The following is a 21,721-nucleotide window of genomic DNA, read 5'->3' as shown; positions in this document are numbered from 1 at the left end:
CCGAAGCCGCGACCGCTGTGGAATCAACACCCCCTGCGCCCGAAGCATCCCCAGCCGCCGAGGTCGTCGACGACGGAACGATTCCGATCTCGCGAGGTGGCGTGCGGTTGATCCCCGCGCCGCTGGGCAGCAACCTGGGTGCTGGGATCTTGCCCGCCGGAACCGTTGTCATCACCTGCGACGACCGCGGGATCGCCAACAAAGTCGTCGAACGTTTTGACATGTTCGACCATCCAACCGTTCTGCTGCGTCACGTCGACGGCAAACCGTTGGACCTGTCGACGATCGACGATGTGATCGAAGCCGATCTCAGCGACGCCGCGGTGATCGATGCTCTGATCCCAGCTCTGCGTCAGCACCACGACGCCCTGGCCGGACTGATCCATCTATCGCCTCTGTCGCAGTTTAGCGACACCGACACCCTTGTCGATCGCGCACGCCGCGATTCCCGATCGCTCTACCTGTTGGCTCGAGCGATGGAATCCGATCTAACCGAAGCGGCTAAGAACGGCAGCGCAGTCCTGCTGGCAGCAACCGCGATCGACGGGCGACTCGGCTACGGCACGTCGGCCGACCAACCAATCGCTCGCGCCGCCCATGGCGGTATCTTGGGTCTGGTTAAATGCATCGGCTTGGAATGGCCCGACGTCTTGGTTCGCGCCGTCGATATCTCCCCCGAAATGAACACCTCCACGACCTTTGATGCCATCGCGGCGGAACTGGGTCAGTCGACCGGACCGCTGGAGATTGGTGTCAGCAGCGCTGGCCGGATCACCTGGGAACCGATCGCCGCGACGATCGATCCCGCCAGCGAAAACAAACTGGTTCTGGAACCGGGCGAAGTGATCGTGATGACCGGTGGCGCCCGAGGGATCACCGCTGAGATGGCGGTCGGCCTGGCGAAGAAGTATCAATCGCAACTGGTTTTGCTGGGACGGTCTCAATTGCCCGAACAGGTTGAACCGGCGGAGATCGCTGCGGCGACCAGCGACGTGGAACTGAAATCCGCCCTGATCCAGCTGGCCAAAGCGCGAGGCGAAACGCCCAAACCGGCCGAGATCGGACGGCAAGCGAATCGCATCATGGCGGCCCGCGAGATTCGGCAGACGTTGGATCGAATCCGGCAGGCTGGCGGCCATGCCGACTACCGATCGGTCGACGTCTCGGATCGCGAATCGTTTGCCGCCATGCTGCATAACATCCAAGCCGAATACGGCCAGATCGCCGGAGTGGTCCACGGCGCGGGAGTGATCGAAGACAAGCTGTTGCGCGACAAGACTCCCGATTCGTTCGATCGCGTCTTCAACACCAAAGTCCACAGCACAGCAGGACTGATCGATGCGATCGCCCCCAACCAATTGAAGTTCCTCGCCCTGTTTGCTTCGGTCGCCAGCCGATTTGGCAACCGCGGGCAGAGCGACTACGCGGCGGCGAACGAGGTCTTGGGCAAAGTCGCCTGCACGCTGAACCAAGCTTGGCCGCAAACGCGGACCTTTGCTGTCGCTTGGGGACCGTGGGCGGAGATCGGCATGGTCGCCGACCTGGAAAAGCATCTCACGGCGCGCGGGCTGACCCTGATCCCACCACCGCTGGGCGTGCAGATGTTCCTCGACGAAATCGCCTGCGGAGATCGCGGAACGCCCGAAGTGATCATCGCCGGCGGCGCAGAACAACTGGCAACTCCCAACTAACGCCGCACTCGACCGCGTCACGCCCCCCTGCTGGGAACCCTTTTTTGGCGGGGACCAAACGTGTCCAAACGCCAAATATCCTCTTCGTGGACAACTGAATTGTTGGTGATAGCATTGATGTTTCACCGATACATCAAGTTCATGGTGAGGGAGCGATGTCTGTGCAACTGCAATTGTGGGATGAGCCTGCAAAAACGCTAGCATTTCCAGAAAGGAAGGCTCAGCCGCCGGTGGAACCACCGCTGGCCGCGGGTTCTGCCGAGCTAGCTGCCGCGCCGCCAGACGCCAAAACTGACGTTTTTTCCACACAGCAACGGTGTCCGAAAAACGGCGAGCAGGACGAGTGCCAGCCGCCCGCCGGCAAAGCGGACGTTTTGTCTAGCTTACGAAAACAGCTCCGCCGCGTCGAAGCGGCTCGGCGTCCCGAGTCGCAGGCCATCTCTTCGGGCATCGAACCGCTGGATGCACTGCTCCCCCAAGCCGGTTATCCCCCTGGTTCATTGGTCGAATGGATCGACGTCGGGCACGCCGGCGGTGCGGCTTGGTTGTCGCTGACCGGTGCGGTCGCGGCTCATCGGCACACCGGGGGGAAGGTCGTGATCGTCGACACCGAGCGGACGTTTTATCCCCCCGCCGCAATCGCTGCCGGGTTGCCAGCCGATGCGATCGTGCTGCTGCAGCCCAAGTCGCGAGAAGACCTGATCTGGTCGCTCGACCAATCGCTTCGCTGTTCCGCGGTAGCGGCGGTTTGGGGACGCATCGGGAATCTGCAGGACAACGATGCCCGGCGGTTGCAATTGGCTGCCGAAACGGGAGCGACGTTGGGGATGCTGTTGCGGCCAGCGACAGCGATCCGGCAAACCAGCTGGGCCGAGGTCCGTTGGCAGGTCCGCGGAGTCGTCCCCCGATCGGCTGCCCCGACCTCCATTCTGACGGCGAATTCCGACCGCCTGCTGGCCGTGCGGTTGCTGCGTGCCCGCGGGGCTACCGCCGGACAGCAATTGATGCTGCAGATCGATCAACAGTCGCGAATCGTTCGCAAGGAACTGCCACGTGAATCCAAGAGTGCTCAGCATTTGGCTGCCGAATTGGCCCATCCAAAGACTGCACGCCGCCAGCAATCTGCCCGCCGGGCCTGATCGCCCGCCGCTGGTCTTGATCGCTCGCGACCCTCGCCGCGGACAGCGCGTCGTCGCCTGCTGTCGCCGCGCCGCGATGGCGGGGATCAAAGTCGAGATGTCGGGCGGCGAAGCGACTTCGTTGATCGAAGCGGCAACCGATGCGCAATCGACGACTCAACCGCACGACGCTCAAGCCGACCTCGAAGCGCTGCAGGAACTCGCCGCCGCCTGCACCGAACGCTTCAGTCCGCTAGTCGGCATGGAACCGCTGGGCCCACGCCCTTGGGCGGGCCAGCTGCTGCACATGCCGCAAGGCTTGGTGATGGACGTGACCGGGATCGGTCCGTTGTTCGATGGCGAAGAATCGCTCTGCCGCCAGATCGATGAATTTTTCCAAAGCCGCAACCTGCAGGTTCGGATCGCGCTGGCCAGCACGTTAGCCGCCGCGTGGGGTTTGGCGCGAAGCCCCGCCTCGCGTCGCAAGACCATCGAAACAACAAAACGTTATTGCATCACCAAACCGGAGACCGAGTTCCATCACTTGGTCTCGATGCCAACCCGCGTGATGCGGTTGGAACCGGCTTGTGTCGAGACGCTGGCTCGGCTGGGGATCGAGCAATTTGGTCAATTGCTGCGGCTCCCTCGCGAAGGACTTGCCACGCGGCTGGGTGCCGATTTGATGTTGCGGATCGACCAACTGTTAGGTCGCGCCGACGAACCGCTGCCCGTCTACCACCACCGTCCCGAAGATCATGTCAGCATCGATCTGGAGCATCCGACGCGCGACACGGAGATCCTGATCTACAGCAGCGAACAATTGATGCAGCGGTTGGTGAAGGGGCTGCGACGGCGTGGTCACGGCGCGCTGCGGATCGCTTGCCGGTTTGACCTGCTGCAGCACGAAGCTGTCGAGATGCGATTGAGCTTATTCGCGCCGACCGCCGACGACCAACACCTCAACCGTTTATTGGCCAATCATTTCGGCCGCCAGCGGTTGCCGGCCGACGTCCATCGCGTGGCGGTCTCCGCCACGTTAACCGCTCCGCTGCAGCAACGCCAACCCGATCTGATCGGCGACGTGTCGACGCATGCCAACAGCGCTCCGGCGCTTGCCAATCTGATCGATAACCTGGCGGGACGACTGGGGCGCCAATCGGTGTTGGGAGTCCGGGCGACGCGGAATCCTGAACCCGAATCAGCCTACCGAACTCAACCGTTGACTGGCCAACCGGTCGGTGAGATCGCGCGGATGCGACGCGGCGGCAGCCGATCGGCCGTTCGAAAATCATCCCGTTCGACGAAGCCGCGGGGATTTTTCAACGAGCAATCCGACAGCGAAAGCTTTGTCCCCTCGCCGCACGACCCGCTGCGGCGACCGATCCAATTGTTGAAAGCACCGATCGAACTGACAGTCTTCAAGATCGAGCGGGGGACGCCGCCGATGCTGTTCGGATACCGCGATCGCCAACTGCAGACGCATCGTTTTTGGGGCCCCGAGCGAATCGAGACAGCTTGGTGGAGCGGATCGATGATCCGCCGCGATTACTTTCGCATCGAGACCAATCAAGGCGATTGGTTCTGGATCTATCGCAAACTGACGACCAGCCAGTGGTATCTGCACGGACTGTTTGGTTGAGCAGGGTGAAGGATGCATTAATTCACCCGCCCGGCGAAGCCAGGGAGGGTCGGAAAACGAGCGTTTAGCGACGTTTTTCGGGGAGGGCATTACCATGGTTCGAGCGGCACGGGATCGTCCGCAGACTCCCCTCCCCGAACCTCGCTTCGCTGGTTCGACCCTCCCCTCAAACTGCGTTTGCGGAGGGTGAAGTAATGGGTTGCTTCACTCGCCCGGCGAAGCCAGGGAGGGTCGGAAAACAAGCGTTTAGCGACGTTTTTCGGGGAGGGCCTTCCGCTGGTTCGAGACGCTTGGAATTCCCCGCGGACTCCCTTCCCCGAACCTCGCTTCGCTGGTTCGACCCTCCCCTCAAACTGCGTTTGCGGAGGGTGAAGTAGTGGGTTGCTTCACTCGCCCGGCGAAGCCAGGGAGGGTCGGAAAACGAGCGTTTAGCGACGTTTTTCGGGGAGGGCCTTCCGCTGGTTCGAGACGCTTGGAATTCCCCGCGGACTCCCCTCCCCGAACCTCGCTGCGCTGGTTCGACCCTCCCTACCAAACTGCGTTTTGGGAGGGTGAAGTGATGTGTTGCTCCTGCTTCACTCAAAAAACGGCGAGAACGCTTCGATCTGAGTAAGCTAGGGTTTGCTAGCAAAACTTGGTTTATAGAAAAGACTTCGATCGATTGGACTTGCCTTTGCAGGTCAGGTACGGACAATAGCCTGTCGTTGAACCTCAAGAACCCTCGGTTTCATTCCGCTGCGACGACTCTGGGCGATGTGAAACCTAACCACCTGCCTTTCCGATACCAAGGAGTATCTACCCGATGCGAAATTTCGCTGCGATGCTTGCCGTAACACTGTTGGCCACCGCCACGCTTAGCGCTGCCAATCCTGTTGTTGTCGATATGAAGACCTCGATGGGGCCGATCCAGATCGAGATGTATCCCGACAAAGCTCCCGAGACCGTTAAGAACTTTGTTAACTACGCTAACAAAGGCTTCTACGACGGCACGATCTTCCATCGCGTGATCGATGGGTTCATGATCCAAGGCGGTGGATTCACGCCCAACATGCAAGAGAAAGAGACCGGCGCGATGATTCAAAACGAATCGGCCAACGGACTCAAGAACGAAAAGTACACGATCGCCATGGCGCGGACTCCGAATCCTCACAGCGCGACCAGCCAGTTCTTCATCAACACCGGCACCGACAACGGTTTCTTGGACCGGGCCAACGCTCGCGATGGTTTTGGGTATTGCGTGTTTGGCAAAGTGACCAAGGGAACCGAAATCGTCGACGCGATCGGCAAAGTTGCCACCGGAAACGTTGGCCCTCACGGCGACGTCCCACGCACTCCCGTGATCATCGAAAAGGTCACGATCGCTCAATAAGCGACGCCCCTCGGCGAAGCCTCCCCTTTTGCTGCCCCCTGCAACGCGAACAGTCGCGTTGCACGTTGGTGCCTCAAAGGCGATGGATCGCCGACCACTCTTTGTCACGACCCTCGTCGTGACGCGCAACCGCTGACGTCAAAGACTTCAGCCGATCTTTCTTGCGACGACATCGCGAACGTGGCGTGCCACGTTTCGAACGTCTCACCTTCCATGCGGCTGGCAAGTGAAGCCAGCGGTTGTGGCCAAGCGATGATTGCTTAGCGCAACGCATTCCGTGTTGGACTTCGCTGCAATCGTCTAAGCGAGCGAACGCTTTAAGACGGCCATCGTTTCGGCTTGCCTTCGCTCGACAACCTTGCGACCCGCCGCAGCGATTTGTTTGGCTTTGTCGGGGTTTTGAGCCATCTCGAGAACCGCGGGGACGATCTTCGGCATGTCGGCGGGATTGTCCAGATCGAATAGCCAATCTCCCAGCCCGATGTCTTCCCACATGTAGCCCTTGGACGTCTGTTCGGCCCAGCGGCAGACGATCGCCGGGATGCCGTGGCCGATGCACATGATCGGCGAATGCATCTCGTTGCCAAACAGCCCCGCACTTTGCACATACGTGCTGACCGCTTCGCCCGTCAACCAATAGTTCGGCCGCCAAACGACACGTTTGCGGATCTCCGCCGGCAGCGGATCGACTAACAATTCTTTGCCGACTTTCATCTGCGTTTGATCTTCGGGACAGACCAAGACTTTCAGATCGGTCGTCTTCACCACTTCGACGATCGCTCGACGCAGCTGCGCATGATCGTGCTCTTTCATCGCTTCGTTCCGCGCGTGTTTCACCTCGTCGAACGGGCGATCCTTGATCGTCCAATAGGGCGTGTAACGCAGCCGCGGAATACAGCACAGGAACTTGCCCGGCTGCAGATCGTTGGCTTTTAAGAAGGCGTTCGCTTTTTCCGGTTCCCGCAGATCGCAAGCAAACGCGCCGTCGGGACCAAATTCCATGATCTTCGATTGGCAACCCTTTTCTTTGGCCAGAGCCAGCGAATGCGAATCGCGGAAGAAAACAAACTCGGCACCGCTCAGCACCTCGATCGTCTTCGCCATCGCAGGTTCCGTCGTCGGTTTCGTGGAAGCCGATCCTTTCGACGGTAGCGTGATCCCATAGACGCCATACGGTTTTTGTGTCTCGTCGCGCCAACGAATCACATCTTTTTGTGCAACCAACGAAGGCCCCGAACCGTGCAACAGAAACTCACACTCTTCAAAAGCCTGCTTCCGCTGGGCAGCGGTTTTGATGATCTTCAGCTTCGGAAACTCGGCCCGCAGCAACTCTTCGACTCCATTGTCGACGCGGCTAGGCCACAGCGTGATCTCCGCGTCGGGCATGTGAGTCCGCAGGATTTGCAGCACTCCGGGCGTGTGAGCGATGTCGCCGATGTTGACGGTTTGCCAAGACGATCGCAGCAGGATCTTTTTCTTGGCCTTTGTTGGTGCCGCTGCGTTGTCGGCAGCCATCGCCGCACCCGCTGTCGCGAGCCCCAGCATGGCCAGGGCGTCGCGTCGATTGAAGAGGTTATTATTCATGAGCTCTGAAAAATTGGGGGATTCGATATGCAGAAATCACTCTGCATCCCAATTGTCTTTGCTCAACAGGCTTCCGGCAAGGATCTTTGCCGGATCGACGACCACATGTTTGATCCGCTGACGCTTCCAGGTGTAGCTGATGTGGACCAAACCGTCGTCGGATTGGATGATCGCGGGGTAGCTGAATTCACCCTTTTCATCGCGTTCGACAACGCCGACCTTATGCCACGCCAGGCCGTCGTCGGAGATCGCCAGGTTCAGCAGACCGCGTCGCCCCCAGCCGGTTTTGCCGCTGCCAAGGTGATTGTAGATCATCAATTGACGGCCATCCTTGAGTGTCACGACGTCGATTCCCGAGTTCGGATTCGGCATGTCGATCGGTTCCAGCTTCGACCACGAAGCACCCTCGTCGTCGGAGAAGCTGCTGACGATCACGCTCTCCTTGGTCCGGCACAGCACCTGCAAACGCCCATCGGCGTGCTGCAGGATCGTCGGCTGGATCGCGTTGAAATCGGTCGCCGGTTCGATCGGGCCGACACGTTTCCAGGTTCCGCTGGGCTGCCCATCGGTCAGCGTTGTCGATTCGAAGTGGATCGTCCAACCGTCGTATTCGGTCGACGAACCCGACAGCAGCGTCTTGCCATCGGCCAACAGGATCGGCTTGCAACGGACCGGGCCATCGATCCCTTCGGGCAATCGTTTGCGCTCGACAAACGAACGCCCACGGTCGTAACTGACCATCACCTCGCCCCACCAAGTTTGTGGGTCGGGGCCAACTTTGAAGAACAGCAACGTCGGCCCATCTCCAGGCGATTGGTAGAGGACGGGGTTCCAGCAGGGATACCGAAGCCCATCGTGCTGCACGCCGTTGGCCCATTCCCTCGGTGACGACCATCCGTTTCCATCGTGATAGCTGACCCAGATGCCAACGTCTTTATCCTTCTCTCGCGTTCCACCGAACCAAGCGGCCACCAACCCACGATTGGTCTCGCAGATCGTCGACGCATGGCACTGCGGGAAACTGGCTTTGGTGTAGACGAATTCCTCACTGACAAAACCAGGGAATTTGGGCTCCTCGATCGCCTTAGGTTTTGCAGCCACCAGCTTCTCCTCGGGATAGGCAATGCAGTCGTTGTGGTCGGCGAAATAGAGTCGTCCGTTTTCGGCACCGATCAACAGATCGGGTTTGCCGTCGCGATTGAAGTCGCAGACCGCGGGGCTGGATGTGTGCCCAGCGACGTTCCGCCGCGCCAGATTGCCGACCTTCTTCAGTACGATCTTGCCATCGCGATCTTCGCAGTTGCGGTACCAAAGAGCGTTCTGCGAGTTGACCAGCACGTCCAATCGCCCGTCGCCGTCCCAGTCGACAACCGTCAGTTTGACGCGTCCCGAACTGCCACACGACCTGGTGTTCAACTGCAACGGTTGATTGTTCTCGTCGACAAAAATGCGTTCGGCAGCTTTGCCACCGCGTCGCAGCGTCAGGAATCCTTCTTGATCCAGCATCACCAAATCGACGCTACCGTCGGCATCGAAATCGATGGCAAATGGAGTCGTCCGCCACTGGGTCAACGTGTCCGACGCCAACGTCTGCCACCAATACCATCTTGGCGGAGCTTCGCGTTGTCCGGTCTCCAACGCAGTGTCGATCAACACGCCACCGTCGTTCCGCAACACGCCGACGCGAGAGAGGATCGAGTTGTAGATGACGTCGGGATCTTGATCGCCATCCCAATCGGCAACCGAAAGCGTCGTGTAACCCCACTTCGCTTCGCACGGCCCCTGGATCGAACCGTCGCTGCCAGCGAGGACTCGGAAGACCTGCGAACTGTCAGCGGCTTCACTCTGCTTCGCTTCCAGCAGTTTAGGAGCGGCCCACTTTGGCGCTCCGTTCTCGCCGGCGCCAAGATTTTCGAACAGACCGATGTATCCCGCCGTGTTGCCACACAGGATGTCCTCGTCGCCATCGCCATCCCAGTCGTAGACTGCGGGGGTCGCCAACGCACCAAACTTCAGCGTATCGGCTTCCTGTTGAAAGTAGACGGGAGCCAAGAAGACCGGCTTGCTGCCGCGCATCTGGCCACTGTTTTCGACAAGCGCGACGCGTCCATCTTCATCGCCGACGATCAAATCGAGATCGCCATCGCCATCCCAATCGAACGCGGTGGGAGTAATCATCTGCAGATCCATCACCAGCGGCTTGCCGGTATCGTCGGCCAACTTGCTGCCGGCAGCGTATTCTGGCTCTGTCCGCGTGCCGATGTTCTCGAAGTAGGTGAAGCCGTCGAGGAATTCACCGCACAACAAGTCGAGATCGCCATCGCCATCGAAGTCGGCGAAGTTGGGCGAGGGCCAGCCGTAGACGTCGATATCGCCGCCACCAGCCTGCAATTTGACAGGCTTGTCGGAATACTGCGGCTCCTGATCGCTGCCAGCGTTCTCGATCAAGTAGACGTAACCACGCAGCCGCCCGTTCTTCCAAAGGCCATTGCGATCGTAAGCGTTGTCCCACACGTATTCCGACCAATCGCCGGCGCCGACGACGATGTCGTGATCACCGTCGCCATCGTAATCGACGTACCGCCACATGTTTCCGCGGACGTTGTTTTCGTGGACGTTCCCCTTAGGATAGATCTGCTTTCTCTTGTCGAAGGCAAACGCACCCGTCGCTTCGTCGCGAGGGTATTCAAAACGGGTATGCAGGATCCGCGGCTTGCCATCGACGTAGCTGACCTGCATGTTGTGCGAAGTCTTGCCAACGTGAACTCCGGGGAGAAAGACCGGCATCTTTTCAGCTGGGTCTTGCGACGGATTCTCGAAGTAATAGACGCCGTTGGAGGGTTTGTCGGGACACGACACCAACAAGTCGATATCACCGTCACCGTCGTAATCCATCGGCATCGGCCAGGCCCACAGCCCAACGCCCAGATCGACCTTCAGGCCGGGGTTGTTGTATTCCAGTGGCAACAGTTTCCAGTCGCTCTCTTGAGCCGTCAGGCAACTGGCAAACATCAGCGCTGCAACGAGGGGCAGCCGGGTTAGGATTCGTGTCACTTTCATCACCTCGGAAGTAATTGTCGATGGCGGTTGGGTTGGATCGTCACGTGGGGTGGAGCGTCGGCGTGGCACCGTCGCAAACAGGTAGGGGTGGGAAGCTTCCAAAAGCGGAAACCGTCTATTGTTGTCGCTCTGGAAACGCATTGGCTAATGTTTGATCAAATTCCGCGATCATTTTCTCGTGTTCGCGATCGGCGGCGAGATTGGTGGTTTCCAGCGGATCGTGGTCGTGATCGTAAAGTTCCCGCGCGATCACGTCGCCGCTGTCGATCGCCGTCCAACGGGTGTACCGCCAGCGATCGGTTCGCATCGAACATCCCCAAGCCTTCCAGTTGCTGGGATTGCCGTAAAAGGGTTGTTGATGTTGAGTGAAAGCAGCTTGTTTGACCGAAGCTTTGGGGTCTTCGAAGATCGGCGCCAAACTGGTCCCTTCCAGTCGCCGCGGGAGGTCGTCGGAGATGCCAGCGAGCTGGGCGAGAGTTGGATAGAGGTCGATGAGTTCAGCTAGAGCTGGCGTCGATTTGCCTTGGCTGGCCGGATGCCGTGGGGCGACAACGATCAGCGGCACGCGGGCGTCGAGTTCAAAATTGGAGGTCTTTCCCCATAGCGTGCGTTCGCCGATGTGGAAGCCGTGGTCGGACGTGAAGACAACGATGGTGTCGTCGGCTCGACCGCTTGCGTCCAAAGCGTCCAAGATCTCGCCGACCTGCGCGTCGATGAAACTGATCGATGCGTAATAGCCGTGGCGCAGATGCCGAACCTCCGCCTCGCTGAGCGGACGATCTTTCGGCACACCGCCGTAGCCGCGGATTTCGGAGGAGGGATGCATCGCGATCGCTGGCACATCTTCTGGCGCCGCCGCGGGGTCGGGCATCGGGATCGTGTCGGCGTCATATAAATCCCAGTACCGCCGCGGAGCGACAAACGGCAGGTGGGGCCGCCAGAATCCAACCGCCAGGAAAAACGGTTGGTCGCTGGTGGCGTGATCGCGAATCATCGCCGCCGCCAGATTGGCGATCTGCCCGTCGCGATAGGCGGTATCGGGAACGTCGTGAGCTTCGGTCGCCGGAGCCTTAAATTGCCGCGGCTTGCCACCGCTGGGCGTGTTGTTGTAAATCGTGTCGGCCGCGTGGGTGCCGCGAAACAGGACTTCATCGATCGACCACGAGCGGCGGTCTTGTGTGTCGCCCATATTGTGAAACATCTTGCCGATGTTCTGACAGAAATATCCGTGGTTCTTGAAGTGCTGGGGGAGCGTGACCAGCGTGCTGCCACCGGCCGCCGTATTGCGGAAATACTTGCGAAGATCGTCGACTTTGACCGTATCGGGACGCAGCCCCGTCAAAAACGAAGACCGCGATGGATTGCAGACCGCTTGTTGGCAATAAGTCCGCGTGAACGTCAGCCCACGTTTGGCAAGGCGTTCCAAATTCGGCGTCTTGGCAACGGGATCGCCGTAGGGGCTGATCGCACAGTTCAAATCGTCGGCGACGATGAACAAGACGTTGGGGGCGGCGCTAGCGACCGACGTCAGCAGGAGGCAACTGGCGAAGAACAGGACGCGAGAAAGCAACGGCAATACTGGACAACCAAAGAAAAATCGCGTTGCATTCGATGACATCGGTTGGAACTCCGCCAGGAATCGCCGCCGAAACCCGGCAACGCAGCCGCCGATTTTACCCTAAATCTATAGACTTGCAAGCAAAAGCCGCAGCGGAACACAGGGCGATCAGCGTTTATGTTTCAGCCTACCCGCTCATTAAAACACTGGTTGTGACCGGCGGCGGTACCGAATTCAATCGTCCAGTCCCGGCAGACTCAACCGAGCCTTCTCCAGCAGCCGACTGAGTTCCTTCAGTTCGGTGCGGTTCAGGTGTCCGATCAACCGCTTGTGAAGACTGAGCAATGGTTCGTCGATCTGTTTCAGCAGCGCCAGCGCACTGTCGGTGATCTCGATGTAGATCACGCGGCGATCTTCCAGGCAGCGTTTTCGCGTGACCAACCCCTGCTTTTCCAAGCGGTCGATCAGCCCGGTGATCGCCGGCACAACTTGGATCATCCGCTCGGCGATCTCCAACGAAGGCAGCGGGTTCCCCTCGCCGCGTAAGATTCGCAACACGTTGTACTGCGACGAGGTCAGACCATATTCGCGGAACAGCCGCCCAAACCGATTCTGAAATTGGTCGTTGGTCCGCAACAGGTTCAAGATCGCTTCCTGTTCGGGCGATTCGAAGGGGCGTTTCTTCTTGAGTTCTTTTTGCAACTGGCTGCTGGACATCGGTGAACACCCACTAGGAATTAAACTATGCATCAATAGTTTGCGTGGAAGCGGACCAACGGTCAACCTCGTTTGGCTGGGATTCCACCCATAAGTTGAGGTTTCCGCGGACCTGTCGCCCAAACACCGCAATCGTCATTGCTTCACCATCCGCGGCGAAGGGACACACTTCGCGAGCCCCTACTTCAGCAAGAAGTCACGCATCTCTTGGACTTCGTGGATGTCGATCCCCGGCGGTTGGTTCTGGATCAACCACTGAAGATCTTCCAACGCCGCATGATCGCGATCGGTCTGATGCCGCGCCGCGGCTCGCATCATCCGGTATTCGCCATCGTCGGGACGCAGCGCGACCAAGGCATCGATATACCGCAACACCGCTTCGGCGTCGCGCAATCGCCCCGCCGATCCCATCAGGTTCCGCAGCACGCGGATCAAAATATCTTCGGTCGTCTGCGGGCGAAGATCGTTCCCCTCGAGCATTCGGCCGGAAAACTGCAGCACGATCCGAGCCGCGTCGGCGCGCGACATTCGCTCGCCCCGTTCAAAGACATCGATCAACTGCCCTTCGCTTTCTCCATCGATATGCCGGACGACAAAGTGCCCCGGCAATCCGACCCCTTCGATCTCCAGCCCCAGCCGACGACCGAGTTCGATGTACAGGATCGCCATCGTGATCGGAAGCCCTTCGCGATCGTCGATCACACGATTCAGATGGCTGTTGGCGGGATGATAATATTCGTCGCGGCCGCCGTGAAAACCGTTCTCTTCGAACAGATAGCGATCGAGTTGTTTCAGCCGCGCCGCCGGATCGGCGTCTTCAGCGAGCCCCTCGCGGATCTCGCCAGCCATCTGATCGATCCGATCGAGATAGGCTTGGATATCGAGATCGGGATTGTCCAACGACGCGACCAACAGCGCCCCGCGCAACAGATCGTCTTCGTCCTCTCCGGTCAGCAGATCGCCCAACGCTCGCAACACCGGGACCCGGCGAACATCTTCGGCCAGCTTTTGCATCTGTTTCGCTTGACGCTGTAATTGAATCGCACGACGCGCCAGTTCCAACACGCTGGCGTCGCGGCTGTCCGCCAACATCTCGAGCTCACTTTGCGAAACGGCATCGAGCTTCTGAGGATCGGACGCCGTCGCAGCGAACCAATCTTGAGCCGGCCCGGCCAGTTGATCGTCTTCCGAAATATCGCCGACGCGGAACTGCCGGAAGTCGGCCGAGGTCGACCGAAAAGTCGCCAAGCCAGCGTTGCCGCCGGTCAATTGAGTATCGTTGGATTCGATCGCCAGCTTGCCGTTGACGTAACACTTGATTCCCTGATCGTCGATGCGAACCTTCAAACGATTCCATTGGCCCGGCAGAAAATCGGGCGAGTCGACTTCGGCCAGCACCTGCCAAGAGAAGACCGAAGGGCCCAGAAAGCAACTCAACCGCAGCCGCCCATTGCTGGGATAAAACCCGTAGTGTCGGTCCTTCGCGTCGCGGTGAAAGATCAGCCCCGCCGCGCCGGTTTCATCGTGCAGACGGACGCTGACCGAGATCTCAAACGGTTCCTCTGGAATGGCGAGCGACGACACGCACAGCGACCGACCGCCGATTCCGCCACCACTGCCGCGAACCTGGATCATCCCGCTGCTGTGCTGCCAATCGGCTCCCGCTTGTGGCGTCCAGCGTTTTTCGTCCAGCCGCCCCAACCGCGCCCAGCGATCGATCACGACGGGATTCGGCCGCGCTCGCAACTCGTGCAGTCGGGCGATCGGAATCGCAAAACCGACCCGTTCTTGGATCGCGCTCTTCATATTAATGATCCCGTGGACCTGCCCCTTCGCATCGACAAGCGGTCCGCCGCTGTTGCCGAATTCGATCGGCATCGCCACCTGAATCATCTGACGATCGTCGACATCGCGGATCGCTGAAACGATCCCTTGCACGACGCTGTACTCCAGCCCCAACGGATTCCCGAGCGCCATCACCGTCGCTCCCTGAGCGATCGAATCGGCGGCGGCCAATTGCAGCGGAACAAGTTTCGTATCCTGCAGCTCGACGCGGACCAACGCCAGATCGTGCGTGCTGTCGGACGCTTCGACCGCCAAGACTTTTAATGACTGACCGTCAGCCGTTTCGACTGAAAATCGGCGTCCTTCGCTGATTACATGCAGATTCGTCGCGATCAAGCCCTCGGCGTCGACGATGAAGCCCGAGCCCAGCCCACGCTGTTGCCCATCGCGTCCCTTCACACGAATCGTGACCAGCGAGGGCCGCAATTGGCGAACGATCGCCTCGGCCTGCGGGTCCGATTCCGGATCGACCGCCGCTTCGCTGACCGCTGCGTCGGGGGAAGCGTTCGCGGCGGGAGCATCAGCTGGCGCGGCGGCATCTTGGGCGAAAGCCGCTCCGATTGAAACTCCGAGAAATGCCAGCAATTGAAAAAAAGCGTATTTCATGTTCACTCGATGCTGCGACGTACGTGCGGGGAGCGGCCAAAGAGAGACCGGCGGGGTAGCGTTCAATCGTAACCGATCGACGAACCCATGCGAATCAAAACCGACCGGCAATCGCTAGCAACGCGGAAACGGCTGGCCCCCCGAAAACATGAGTTGGGGAAAAGTCCCGCAAAATGCTGCGACTTTGGCACGCAAATCCAAACCGCCGCTCGATCCTGCTTGACGGTTGTCGGCCGATACGTTATCAATTCCGGGTCGAGGAGGATAAGCGAATGGCTAGCAGGCTGATTCGAAATCAGTTGCCCCTCACGGGGTTGCGGGTTCGAGTCCCGTGTCCTCCGCTTTGACGAAAACACCGTCTGAAACCTTTGCGTTTCAGGCGGTGTTTTTTTTTGGCTCGATCGAATGCGTCCTGTCGCTGATGCGGCGGGCTACCAGCGGTCGCCTCTAGCCGCGGCTGTTGATCGATCGCAGGCTTGGTATCGAGCGGCGCACGATCGATGCGGCCGCTGCTACGCTTGGTTGTCGTCCTGGGCGAGCGTCTGCCGCAGATGAGCGACCAATCCGGCCAGCTTCGCTTCGGAGAGCATGTTGGCGTGGGCGCCTTCGACTTCGACAACTTCCAAGTCGGATGTTTCGAAGACCTTGCCCCATCCCATGTGCGGATCGGAGACATCTTGGCCGGGCCAGTTGGCGCGGAACTTGGCGCGGTACAGCGTCGCGGGGCCTTCCGCCGATTGAGGGCGATATTCGTCGAGCGCCGTCATGTTCGTCGCGGCGACTTTTGCGTAGGTCCCCGTCGCGTTGATGATGCGTTCCAACCGCTGCTCCATCGTGATCCAGCCATAGCGGTGTTGGATCGCGGCGCTCACGCCCGTCACGCGTTCGCCAAGGTATTGCCAACACTGGCGTCCCTTGCAGTGCCAGGCGAAGCGGAGATGGAAAGCGAACCGCTGAAACAGCGGCGCCGGGGTGGGCAGCCCCGTGTAGGCGTCGATGATCGCCAGCGTGACCTGTTCACCGGCCCGACGCAATTGTTGCGCGATCTCAAACGCAACAACTCCACCAAACGAAAACCCAGCCAAATGATACGGCCCGCTGGGCATCACCCTGCGGATCTCTTGGACATGCCGACCGGCGATCTCTTCGATCGATGTGCAGGGCGAACTCGTACCATCGAGCCCGTAAGGCTGCAGCCCATACACGGGTCGATCGTTTCCAATCGCCGTCGCCAATGCGCGGAAGTTCAGCAGATGACCGTCGATTCCCGGCAAGCAGAACAGCGGAGGCTCCGCCGCATGTTTTTGTTGTGGATCGATCCGCAACAGTCCCTTCCAACAATCTTCGACGCGGTCGTCGTCCTGTCGGTAAAGATCAGCCAACTCGGCGACCGTCGGACATTCAACCAACTTCGTAATCGAAACCGCTTTGCCAAATTCGCTCTCCATGCGCGAGAACAATATGGCAGCGGCCAGCGAGTCGCCACCGCAATCGAAGAAGTTGCTGTGGGCATCCAACGCATCGGTCGACAAAACCGAACGCCAGATTTCCAGCAGGCGTGCGATCAGTGGATCGTCGGGATCGGAACTTGCCGCCGCCGCGGTTTCCGTAACTCCCTCGGTCACCGCAACCATCGGCAACCGTTTCCGATCGATCTTCCCGCTGGCGGTTTTCGGAACGTCATCGACGATGTGGAACCGACTCGGCAACATATATGCCGGCAAACGCGACTCGAGGAACTTCTTCAGCTGGCTGATGCTCGTATCGGCCGAATCGCACAACACGTATGCGGCCAACTGACCGCCGAGGACGTTTGCGTCGTAACAGACGACAGCTTGTTTCACGTCGGCGTGTTGATTCAATACAGTTTCGATCTCGCTCAGCTCCACGCGATGGCCACGCAGTTTGACCTGATCGTCGTTGCGACGGATGAATTCGATTTCACCATCCCAATTGAGACGGCAGAGGTCGCCGGTACGGTACAAGCGGTCGGTTGCCAAATGGCCAAACGGATTGCTGACAAATCGCTGCTGCGTCAGCGCCGCGTTTCGATAATAACCGCGAGCCAAACAGGAGCCGCCGAGGTACAGTTCCCCCTCGATCCCCTGCGGCACCGGTTGCATGTGGTCGTCGAGAATCAAGGCCTGGCAACCTTCAATCGGTTTGCCGATCGGCGGGATCGCAGCCCACTCGCTCGGATCGGCCGCCATTAAATATCCCGTCGCAACATGCGTTTCGGTCGGGCCATAGTGATTCCACAACCGACAGCCCGGTTGTTGTTGAAAGAACTTCCGCACCGCCGGCGTGATCTGCAACTGCTCTCCGGCAGTGATCACTTCGCACAGCGACGATCGCGATGCCGAATCGCCCGCGATTTCGCAGAGCGTTCGCAACACAACAAACGGAACAAAGATCCGCCCGATCTGCGCATCGACGATGAACTTCCACAACCGATGCAGGTCCTGTTGCAAATCCTCGCCAACCAATTCCAGCCGACCACCGCTGCAGAGCGTCGCAAAGATCTCCTGGAACGAGACATCAAATCCCAGCGACGCAAACTGCAACGTCTTTGTCGACGCGTCGGCTTGCGAGTTTTCTAATTGCCAGGAGATCAGATTCCCGACCGCGCCGTGACGCATCGCGACGCCTTTGGGCTGGCCCGTCGAACCGGACGTATAGAGGATGTACGCCAGATTTTCACTCGATACGTCGGGCAGTTCGCCCGCTGGCAACGACTGGCCGCCGAAGTCAAACGCGTCGATCAACAGCGGCTTGGTCGCTGTCGCGTCGAGCAGCAAGTCGTTCGCCAAATCGGCTTGAGTCAGCAGTACAGGGGCGCGGCAATCGTCCAGGATCTGCTTTCGCCGATGCTCTGGCAACGCCGGATCGATCGGGACGTAACATCCGCCCGCTTTGAGCACTGCGATAACGGCGACCATCATTTCCAACGATCGCGGAATGCAGATCGCCACTGGCACATCGGGGCCAACTTCCATCTGCCGCAGGTGAGCCGCGAGAACAGCGGCTCGACTGTCGAGTTCCGCGTAGGTCAATGAATCCCCCACAAACGCAATCGCTTCGCGGTCTGGATTGCTCGCGACTTGAGCCTGGAACGGCTGGATCACCGATGGCGTTGGACTCGCTTCGTCGCCATCGCTCGTAACGGCTTCGCACGCGTTTGGCGTTTGATCATCCGCTGCGACGGACTGCTTCAACAGCCGCGTCCGTTCGGCAGCCGGCAGGATATCGATCCGATCGACTGGGGTTGTCGGCGCATCGATAGCCGCGGCCAGCAGCGTTTGAAAATGCTTGCCGAAGCGATCGATCCGTTCCCGGCAGAAGCTTTTGCATCGGTATTGAAGGTCGATCCGCAGCGCATCAGCCGACTCGCTGGCGGCGATCAACAGATCGAACTTCGCGGTTTGGGTTTCCATCGGCACGCGGCGGGCCTGCACTCCCGACAGCGTCAGCGCAGATGGTTCGTGCTCCAGAACAAACATCACCTGAAACGGAGTTGCCCCGGTCCCCTGCCCTGCGAGCAGTTCCCGCTTGAGCAATTCCAAGGGATAGTTTTGGTGTGCCATCGCCGAGAGCGTGGTGTCTCGCACCTTGGCGTGCAAATCATCAAACGAACCGTCGGCGGCGAATCGGGTTCGCAGCGGCAACACGTTGATGAAGTAACCGATCAGATCCTCCATCTCCGCATCGGGCCGCGCGGCCACGGCCGATCCAACGACCAGATCCTCTTGCCCTGTATAGCGAAACAGCGTTGCTTTGATCGCGGCCAACAGCGTGACAAACAGCGTCGTCTGGCGGTTCGACGAGAACTGTCGCGCCGCGTCGAGCAGACAGCTATCGATCTGCAACGAGATCGTATCGCCATCCGATTCGGCCGCGTCGGACGGATCGCAAGGCAGGTTCAGCGGTGGCGGGTCGTCGGCAAACTGGGCTCGCCAAAAATCGCGGTCCGCATCGTCAAAAGACTCCTGTTCAAGTGTCTGTTGCCAGTTTGCATAGTTGGCGTATTGATACGGCAAGCCAGCAAGCGAACCGCTCTCACAGCGGTCGATCTCGTTGTAGAAACTAGCCAAATCCCGCTGCAAGACATCGATCGAATGCCCATCAAAAGCGATGTGATGAACCGACAGCACCAGTCGCGATTCACTGGGAGTTAAGCGGAACAGCGTCGCCCGGATCGGGAGCTCTCGATCGAGTTCGAACGGCCGGGCGATGAACTCCCGCGTTTGCTGTTCCAGCGTTTGCCAACGCGTCGCATCGGGCAACGACTGCAGATCGACAACGTGCAAACAAAACTCGCTTGGTGCAAGCACGCGTTGGATCAGCCCCGCCGCGGTTGGTTCGTACAGAGTGCGGAGGATCGCGTGGCGATCGATGACTTGAGTGAACGCCTGCTGGAGCGCCAGCAGATCCAGGTCGCCGCCCAAGTCATATACCAGCGGGACGTTGTATCGAGCGCGGTTCGACTTCAGAAAATGTTCGACCCACAACTGTTGTTGTTGATACGACAACGGCGCGCGATCGATCGGTTCGTTGCCAATCGTCGCGTGATCGTTTGAAGCAACTCGATCCGACTGCGGCGCAGCTTCTATTTGTTGAGCAAGCTCGATCGCGTTGGGAGAAGTTGCCAGAATCTGCCAGTAGTCGACGCGAACGCCAAAAACCTTCTTCAGCCGACTGGCTAACGCCACGGCAACCAGAGACGTTCCGCCGAGCGGAATGAAGCCGTCGCGTGGATCGATGTGATCGCGATGCAGCAGTTCGGCAAGGATCTCGCAAACGATCGCTTCGGTCGGATTGCTGGGCTGTTGCAAATGGCTCGGTTCGCGGTGGACCGATGGCGACGGCAAGCTCTTGCGATCGATCTTGCCATTGGCTGTCAGCGGCAATCGGTCCAGCGGAATTAGCGCCGCGGGCAACATGTAATTCGGAAGGCTATCGCTTAATCGCGACTGCAGTTGTTCCAGGGTCAGTTGCTGCCCAGCTTCAAAAACCACATAAGCGATCAAACGCGTGCCAGCCGACTCATCGCTCGCGACCACAACCGCTTCGCGAACGGCGGACAATTGAAGTGTTTCGGCTTCGATCTCTCCGAGCCCAATTCGGTAGCCATTGATCTTCACCTGGTGATCGGTGCGACCGAGGAATTCCAGATTTCCATCGTCGCCATAACGACACAGGTCGCCGGTACGATACAACGTCTCGCCGCGCGAAAACGGATCGGCGATAAAACGTTCCTGAGTCAGATCGGGCCGGTTCACATAACCTAGCGCGACGCCAACTCCTCCCAGACACAGCTCTCCCACCTCACCGATCTTGCAACGTTTTTGTGCCGCATCGAGAACGTAACAACGTTGATTGCGAAGCGGTTTGCCGTATGGAATGCTACGCCAAGCGGGGTCGACGCTGCCGATCGGATAGATCACCGACCAGATCGATGCCTCGGTGCTGCCACCAAGCGAAAACAGCTCCGCTTGCGGGGCGGATTGCCGAATACGCGCCGGTAATGCGAGCGGGATCCAGTCGCCGCTGAGCATCACACGCCGCAGACTGGCCAAGCGATCCGCGTCGGCCAACGAGGTCACCAACATATCCATCAACGCGGGGACGGAATTCCAGATCGTGACGCGATGTCGATCGATCAACGCAGCCCAACTCTCCGGATCGCGGATTTGGTCGGCTGTCGGCAAGACGATCGCTCCACCCACCGCAAACATACCAAACAGATCGTAGACCGAGAGATCAAACCCAAGAGCCGATAGCGCCAACACGCGATCGGTCGCTTGGACTTCGAAGCTCAGGTTGATGTCGCGAACTGTATTGACAGGGCCTTGATGATTGAGCATCACGCCTTTGGGTCTGCCGGTTGATCCCGACGTAAACAGCACATAGGCGAGGTTTTGCGGCGAGACGGTCGGCAGGTCATCGGCGTTGCCGTCGGGCAAACCATCGCAACGGATGATCGTTAGATCGGGAAACGCATCGACAGACGCGGGGCCCAAATCGCCGACGACCACGTCAACCGCGGCGTCTTCCAAAAAGAAGCCGATGCGATCGGTGGGGAATTTGGGATCGATCGGCAGATAAGCACCACCCGCTCGCAGAACTCCCAGCAGCCCAACGTAAGCGTCGGGCGATCCATCGGCGACAACAGCTACCGGTTGCCCCGCGGCAATGCCCAAATCGACCAACCGACACGCGACGCGACGCGACCGATCATCGAGTTCCGCGTAGGTAATCTGCCGATCTCCGTAGATCACCGCAGTCGCCTGGGGAGTGCGTTCGCACTGCGCCGTGAACAACTCATGCAAACACGGCGAATCATCCCAGCGATGTTCGGTCTGGTTCCAAAGCTCCAACAGTTTGTGTTGTTCGTCGGGTGTCAGATGTTGGCAGCTTCGCGACAAATCACCCGACGACCGCGCAGCAACCTCGTCGGTGCCACCCGATGTCGAGTCCCCGAGGGGGCGAATGGAATGCATTGGCAGTCCTTGTTGGATGATTGTCACCGTTGCC

The 21,721-nt window shown here is 59.3% G+C and carries 10 protein-coding genes and 1 tRNA gene; 5 read left to right on the top strand and 6 right to left on the bottom strand.

Going from position 1 to position 21,721, the window contains the following annotated elements:
- The first annotated feature begins 17 nt into the window (after nt 1-17).
- The 4 genes from CA51_RS00315 (at nt 18) to CA51_RS00300 (ending at nt 5,817) form a co-directional block, all read left to right on the top strand.
- Nucleotides 18-1,691, top strand: a complete 1,674-nt coding sequence (locus CA51_RS00315; RefSeq protein WP_145117170.1) for an SDR family NAD(P)-dependent oxidoreductase — start codon at nt 18-20, stop codon at nt 1,689-1,691.
- 374 nt (nt 1,692-2,065) lie between these two features.
- Complete coding sequence (locus CA51_RS00310) at nt 2,066-2,830, top strand: ImuA family protein (RefSeq protein WP_197451489.1); 765 nt, start codon at nt 2,066-2,068, stop codon at nt 2,828-2,830.
- On the top strand, nt 2,745-4,448 hold the full coding sequence (locus CA51_RS00305; protein ID WP_197451488.1) for a Y-family DNA polymerase: 1,704 nt from the start codon (nt 2,745-2,747) through the stop codon (nt 4,446-4,448). The genes CA51_RS00310 and CA51_RS00305 overlap by 86 nt, the downstream gene beginning before the upstream one ends.
- An 802-nt stretch (nt 4,449-5,250) precedes the next feature.
- Entirely contained in the window at nt 5,251-5,817 is a 567-nt protein-coding gene (locus CA51_RS00300) for a peptidylprolyl isomerase (RefSeq protein WP_145117167.1), read from the top strand.
- A 300-nt stretch (nt 5,818-6,117) separates the two neighbouring features.
- On the opposite strand, the gene CA51_RS00295 is transcribed toward CA51_RS00300, so the two are convergent.
- The 5 genes from CA51_RS00295 to CA51_RS00275 form a co-directional block, all read right to left on the bottom strand.
- On the bottom strand, nt 6,118-7,401 hold the full coding sequence (locus CA51_RS00295; protein WP_145117166.1) for a polysaccharide pyruvyl transferase family protein: 1,284 nt from the start codon (nt 7,399-7,401) through the stop codon (nt 6,118-6,120).
- Between the two features lie 36 nt (nt 7,402-7,437).
- Nucleotides 7,438-10,461, bottom strand: a complete 3,024-nt coding sequence (locus CA51_RS00290) for an exo-alpha-sialidase (protein ID WP_145117165.1) — start codon at nt 10,459-10,461, stop codon at nt 7,438-7,440.
- A 115-nt stretch (nt 10,462-10,576) separates the two neighbouring features.
- On the bottom strand, nt 10,577-12,079 hold the full coding sequence (locus CA51_RS00285) for a sulfatase (protein WP_145117164.1): 1,503 nt from the start codon (nt 12,077-12,079) through the stop codon (nt 10,577-10,579).
- 174 nt (nt 12,080-12,253) lie between these two features.
- On the bottom strand, nt 12,254-12,736 hold the full coding sequence (locus CA51_RS00280) for a MarR family winged helix-turn-helix transcriptional regulator (RefSeq protein ID WP_145117163.1): 483 nt from the start codon (nt 12,734-12,736) through the stop codon (nt 12,254-12,256).
- A gap of 180 nt (nt 12,737-12,916) precedes the next feature.
- Nucleotides 12,917-15,187: a transglutaminase family protein gene (locus CA51_RS00275; RefSeq protein WP_145117162.1), complete on the bottom strand. Its 2,271-nt coding sequence runs from the start codon at nt 15,185-15,187 to the stop codon at nt 12,917-12,919.
- 259 nt (nt 15,188-15,446) lie between these two features.
- Between CA51_RS00275 and CA51_RS00270 the strand changes: the two genes are divergently transcribed.
- Nucleotides 15,447-15,528 (top strand) — tRNA-Ser (locus tag CA51_RS00270).
- Between the two features lie 171 nt (nt 15,529-15,699).
- Here the strand turns inward: CA51_RS00270 and CA51_RS00265 are convergent.
- Entirely contained in the window at nt 15,700-21,687 is a 5,988-nt protein-coding gene (locus CA51_RS00265) for an amino acid adenylation domain-containing protein (RefSeq protein ID WP_145117161.1), read from the bottom strand.
- Nucleotides 21,688-21,721: the final 34 nt, after the last annotated feature.

Source organism: Rosistilla oblonga, assembly GCF_007751715.1.
Lineage (GTDB): Bacteria > Planctomycetota > Planctomycetia > Pirellulales > Pirellulaceae > Rosistilla > Rosistilla oblonga.
This window is presented reverse-complemented; position numbering and strand designations above follow the sequence as displayed.

Excerpts from the sequence above, each read along its gene's own strand:
- CA51_RS00300 (WP_145117167.1), top strand. The coding sequence starts at position 5,251 with ATGCGAAATTTCGCTGCGATGCTTGCCGTAACACTGTTGGCCACCGCC.
- CA51_RS00295 (WP_145117166.1), bottom strand. The coding sequence starts at position 7,401 with ATGAATAATAACCTCTTCAATCGACGCGACGCCCTGGCCATGCTGGGG.
- CA51_RS00290 (WP_145117165.1), bottom strand. The coding sequence starts at position 10,461 with ATGAAAGTGACACGAATCCTAACCCGGCTGCCCCTCGTTGCAGCGCTG.
- CA51_RS00285 (WP_145117164.1), bottom strand. The coding sequence starts at position 12,079 with ATGTCATCGAATGCAACGCGATTTTTCTTTGGTTGTCCAGTATTGCCG.
- CA51_RS00280 (WP_145117163.1), bottom strand. The coding sequence starts at position 12,736 with ATGTCCAGCAGCCAGTTGCAAAAAGAACTCAAGAAGAAACGCCCCTTC.
- CA51_RS00275 (WP_145117162.1), bottom strand. The coding sequence starts at position 15,187 with ATGAAATACGCTTTTTTTCAATTGCTGGCATTTCTCGGAGTTTCAATC.
- CA51_RS00265 (WP_145117161.1), bottom strand. The coding sequence starts at position 21,687 with ATGCATTCCATTCGCCCCCTCGGGGACTCGACATCGGGTGGCACCGAC.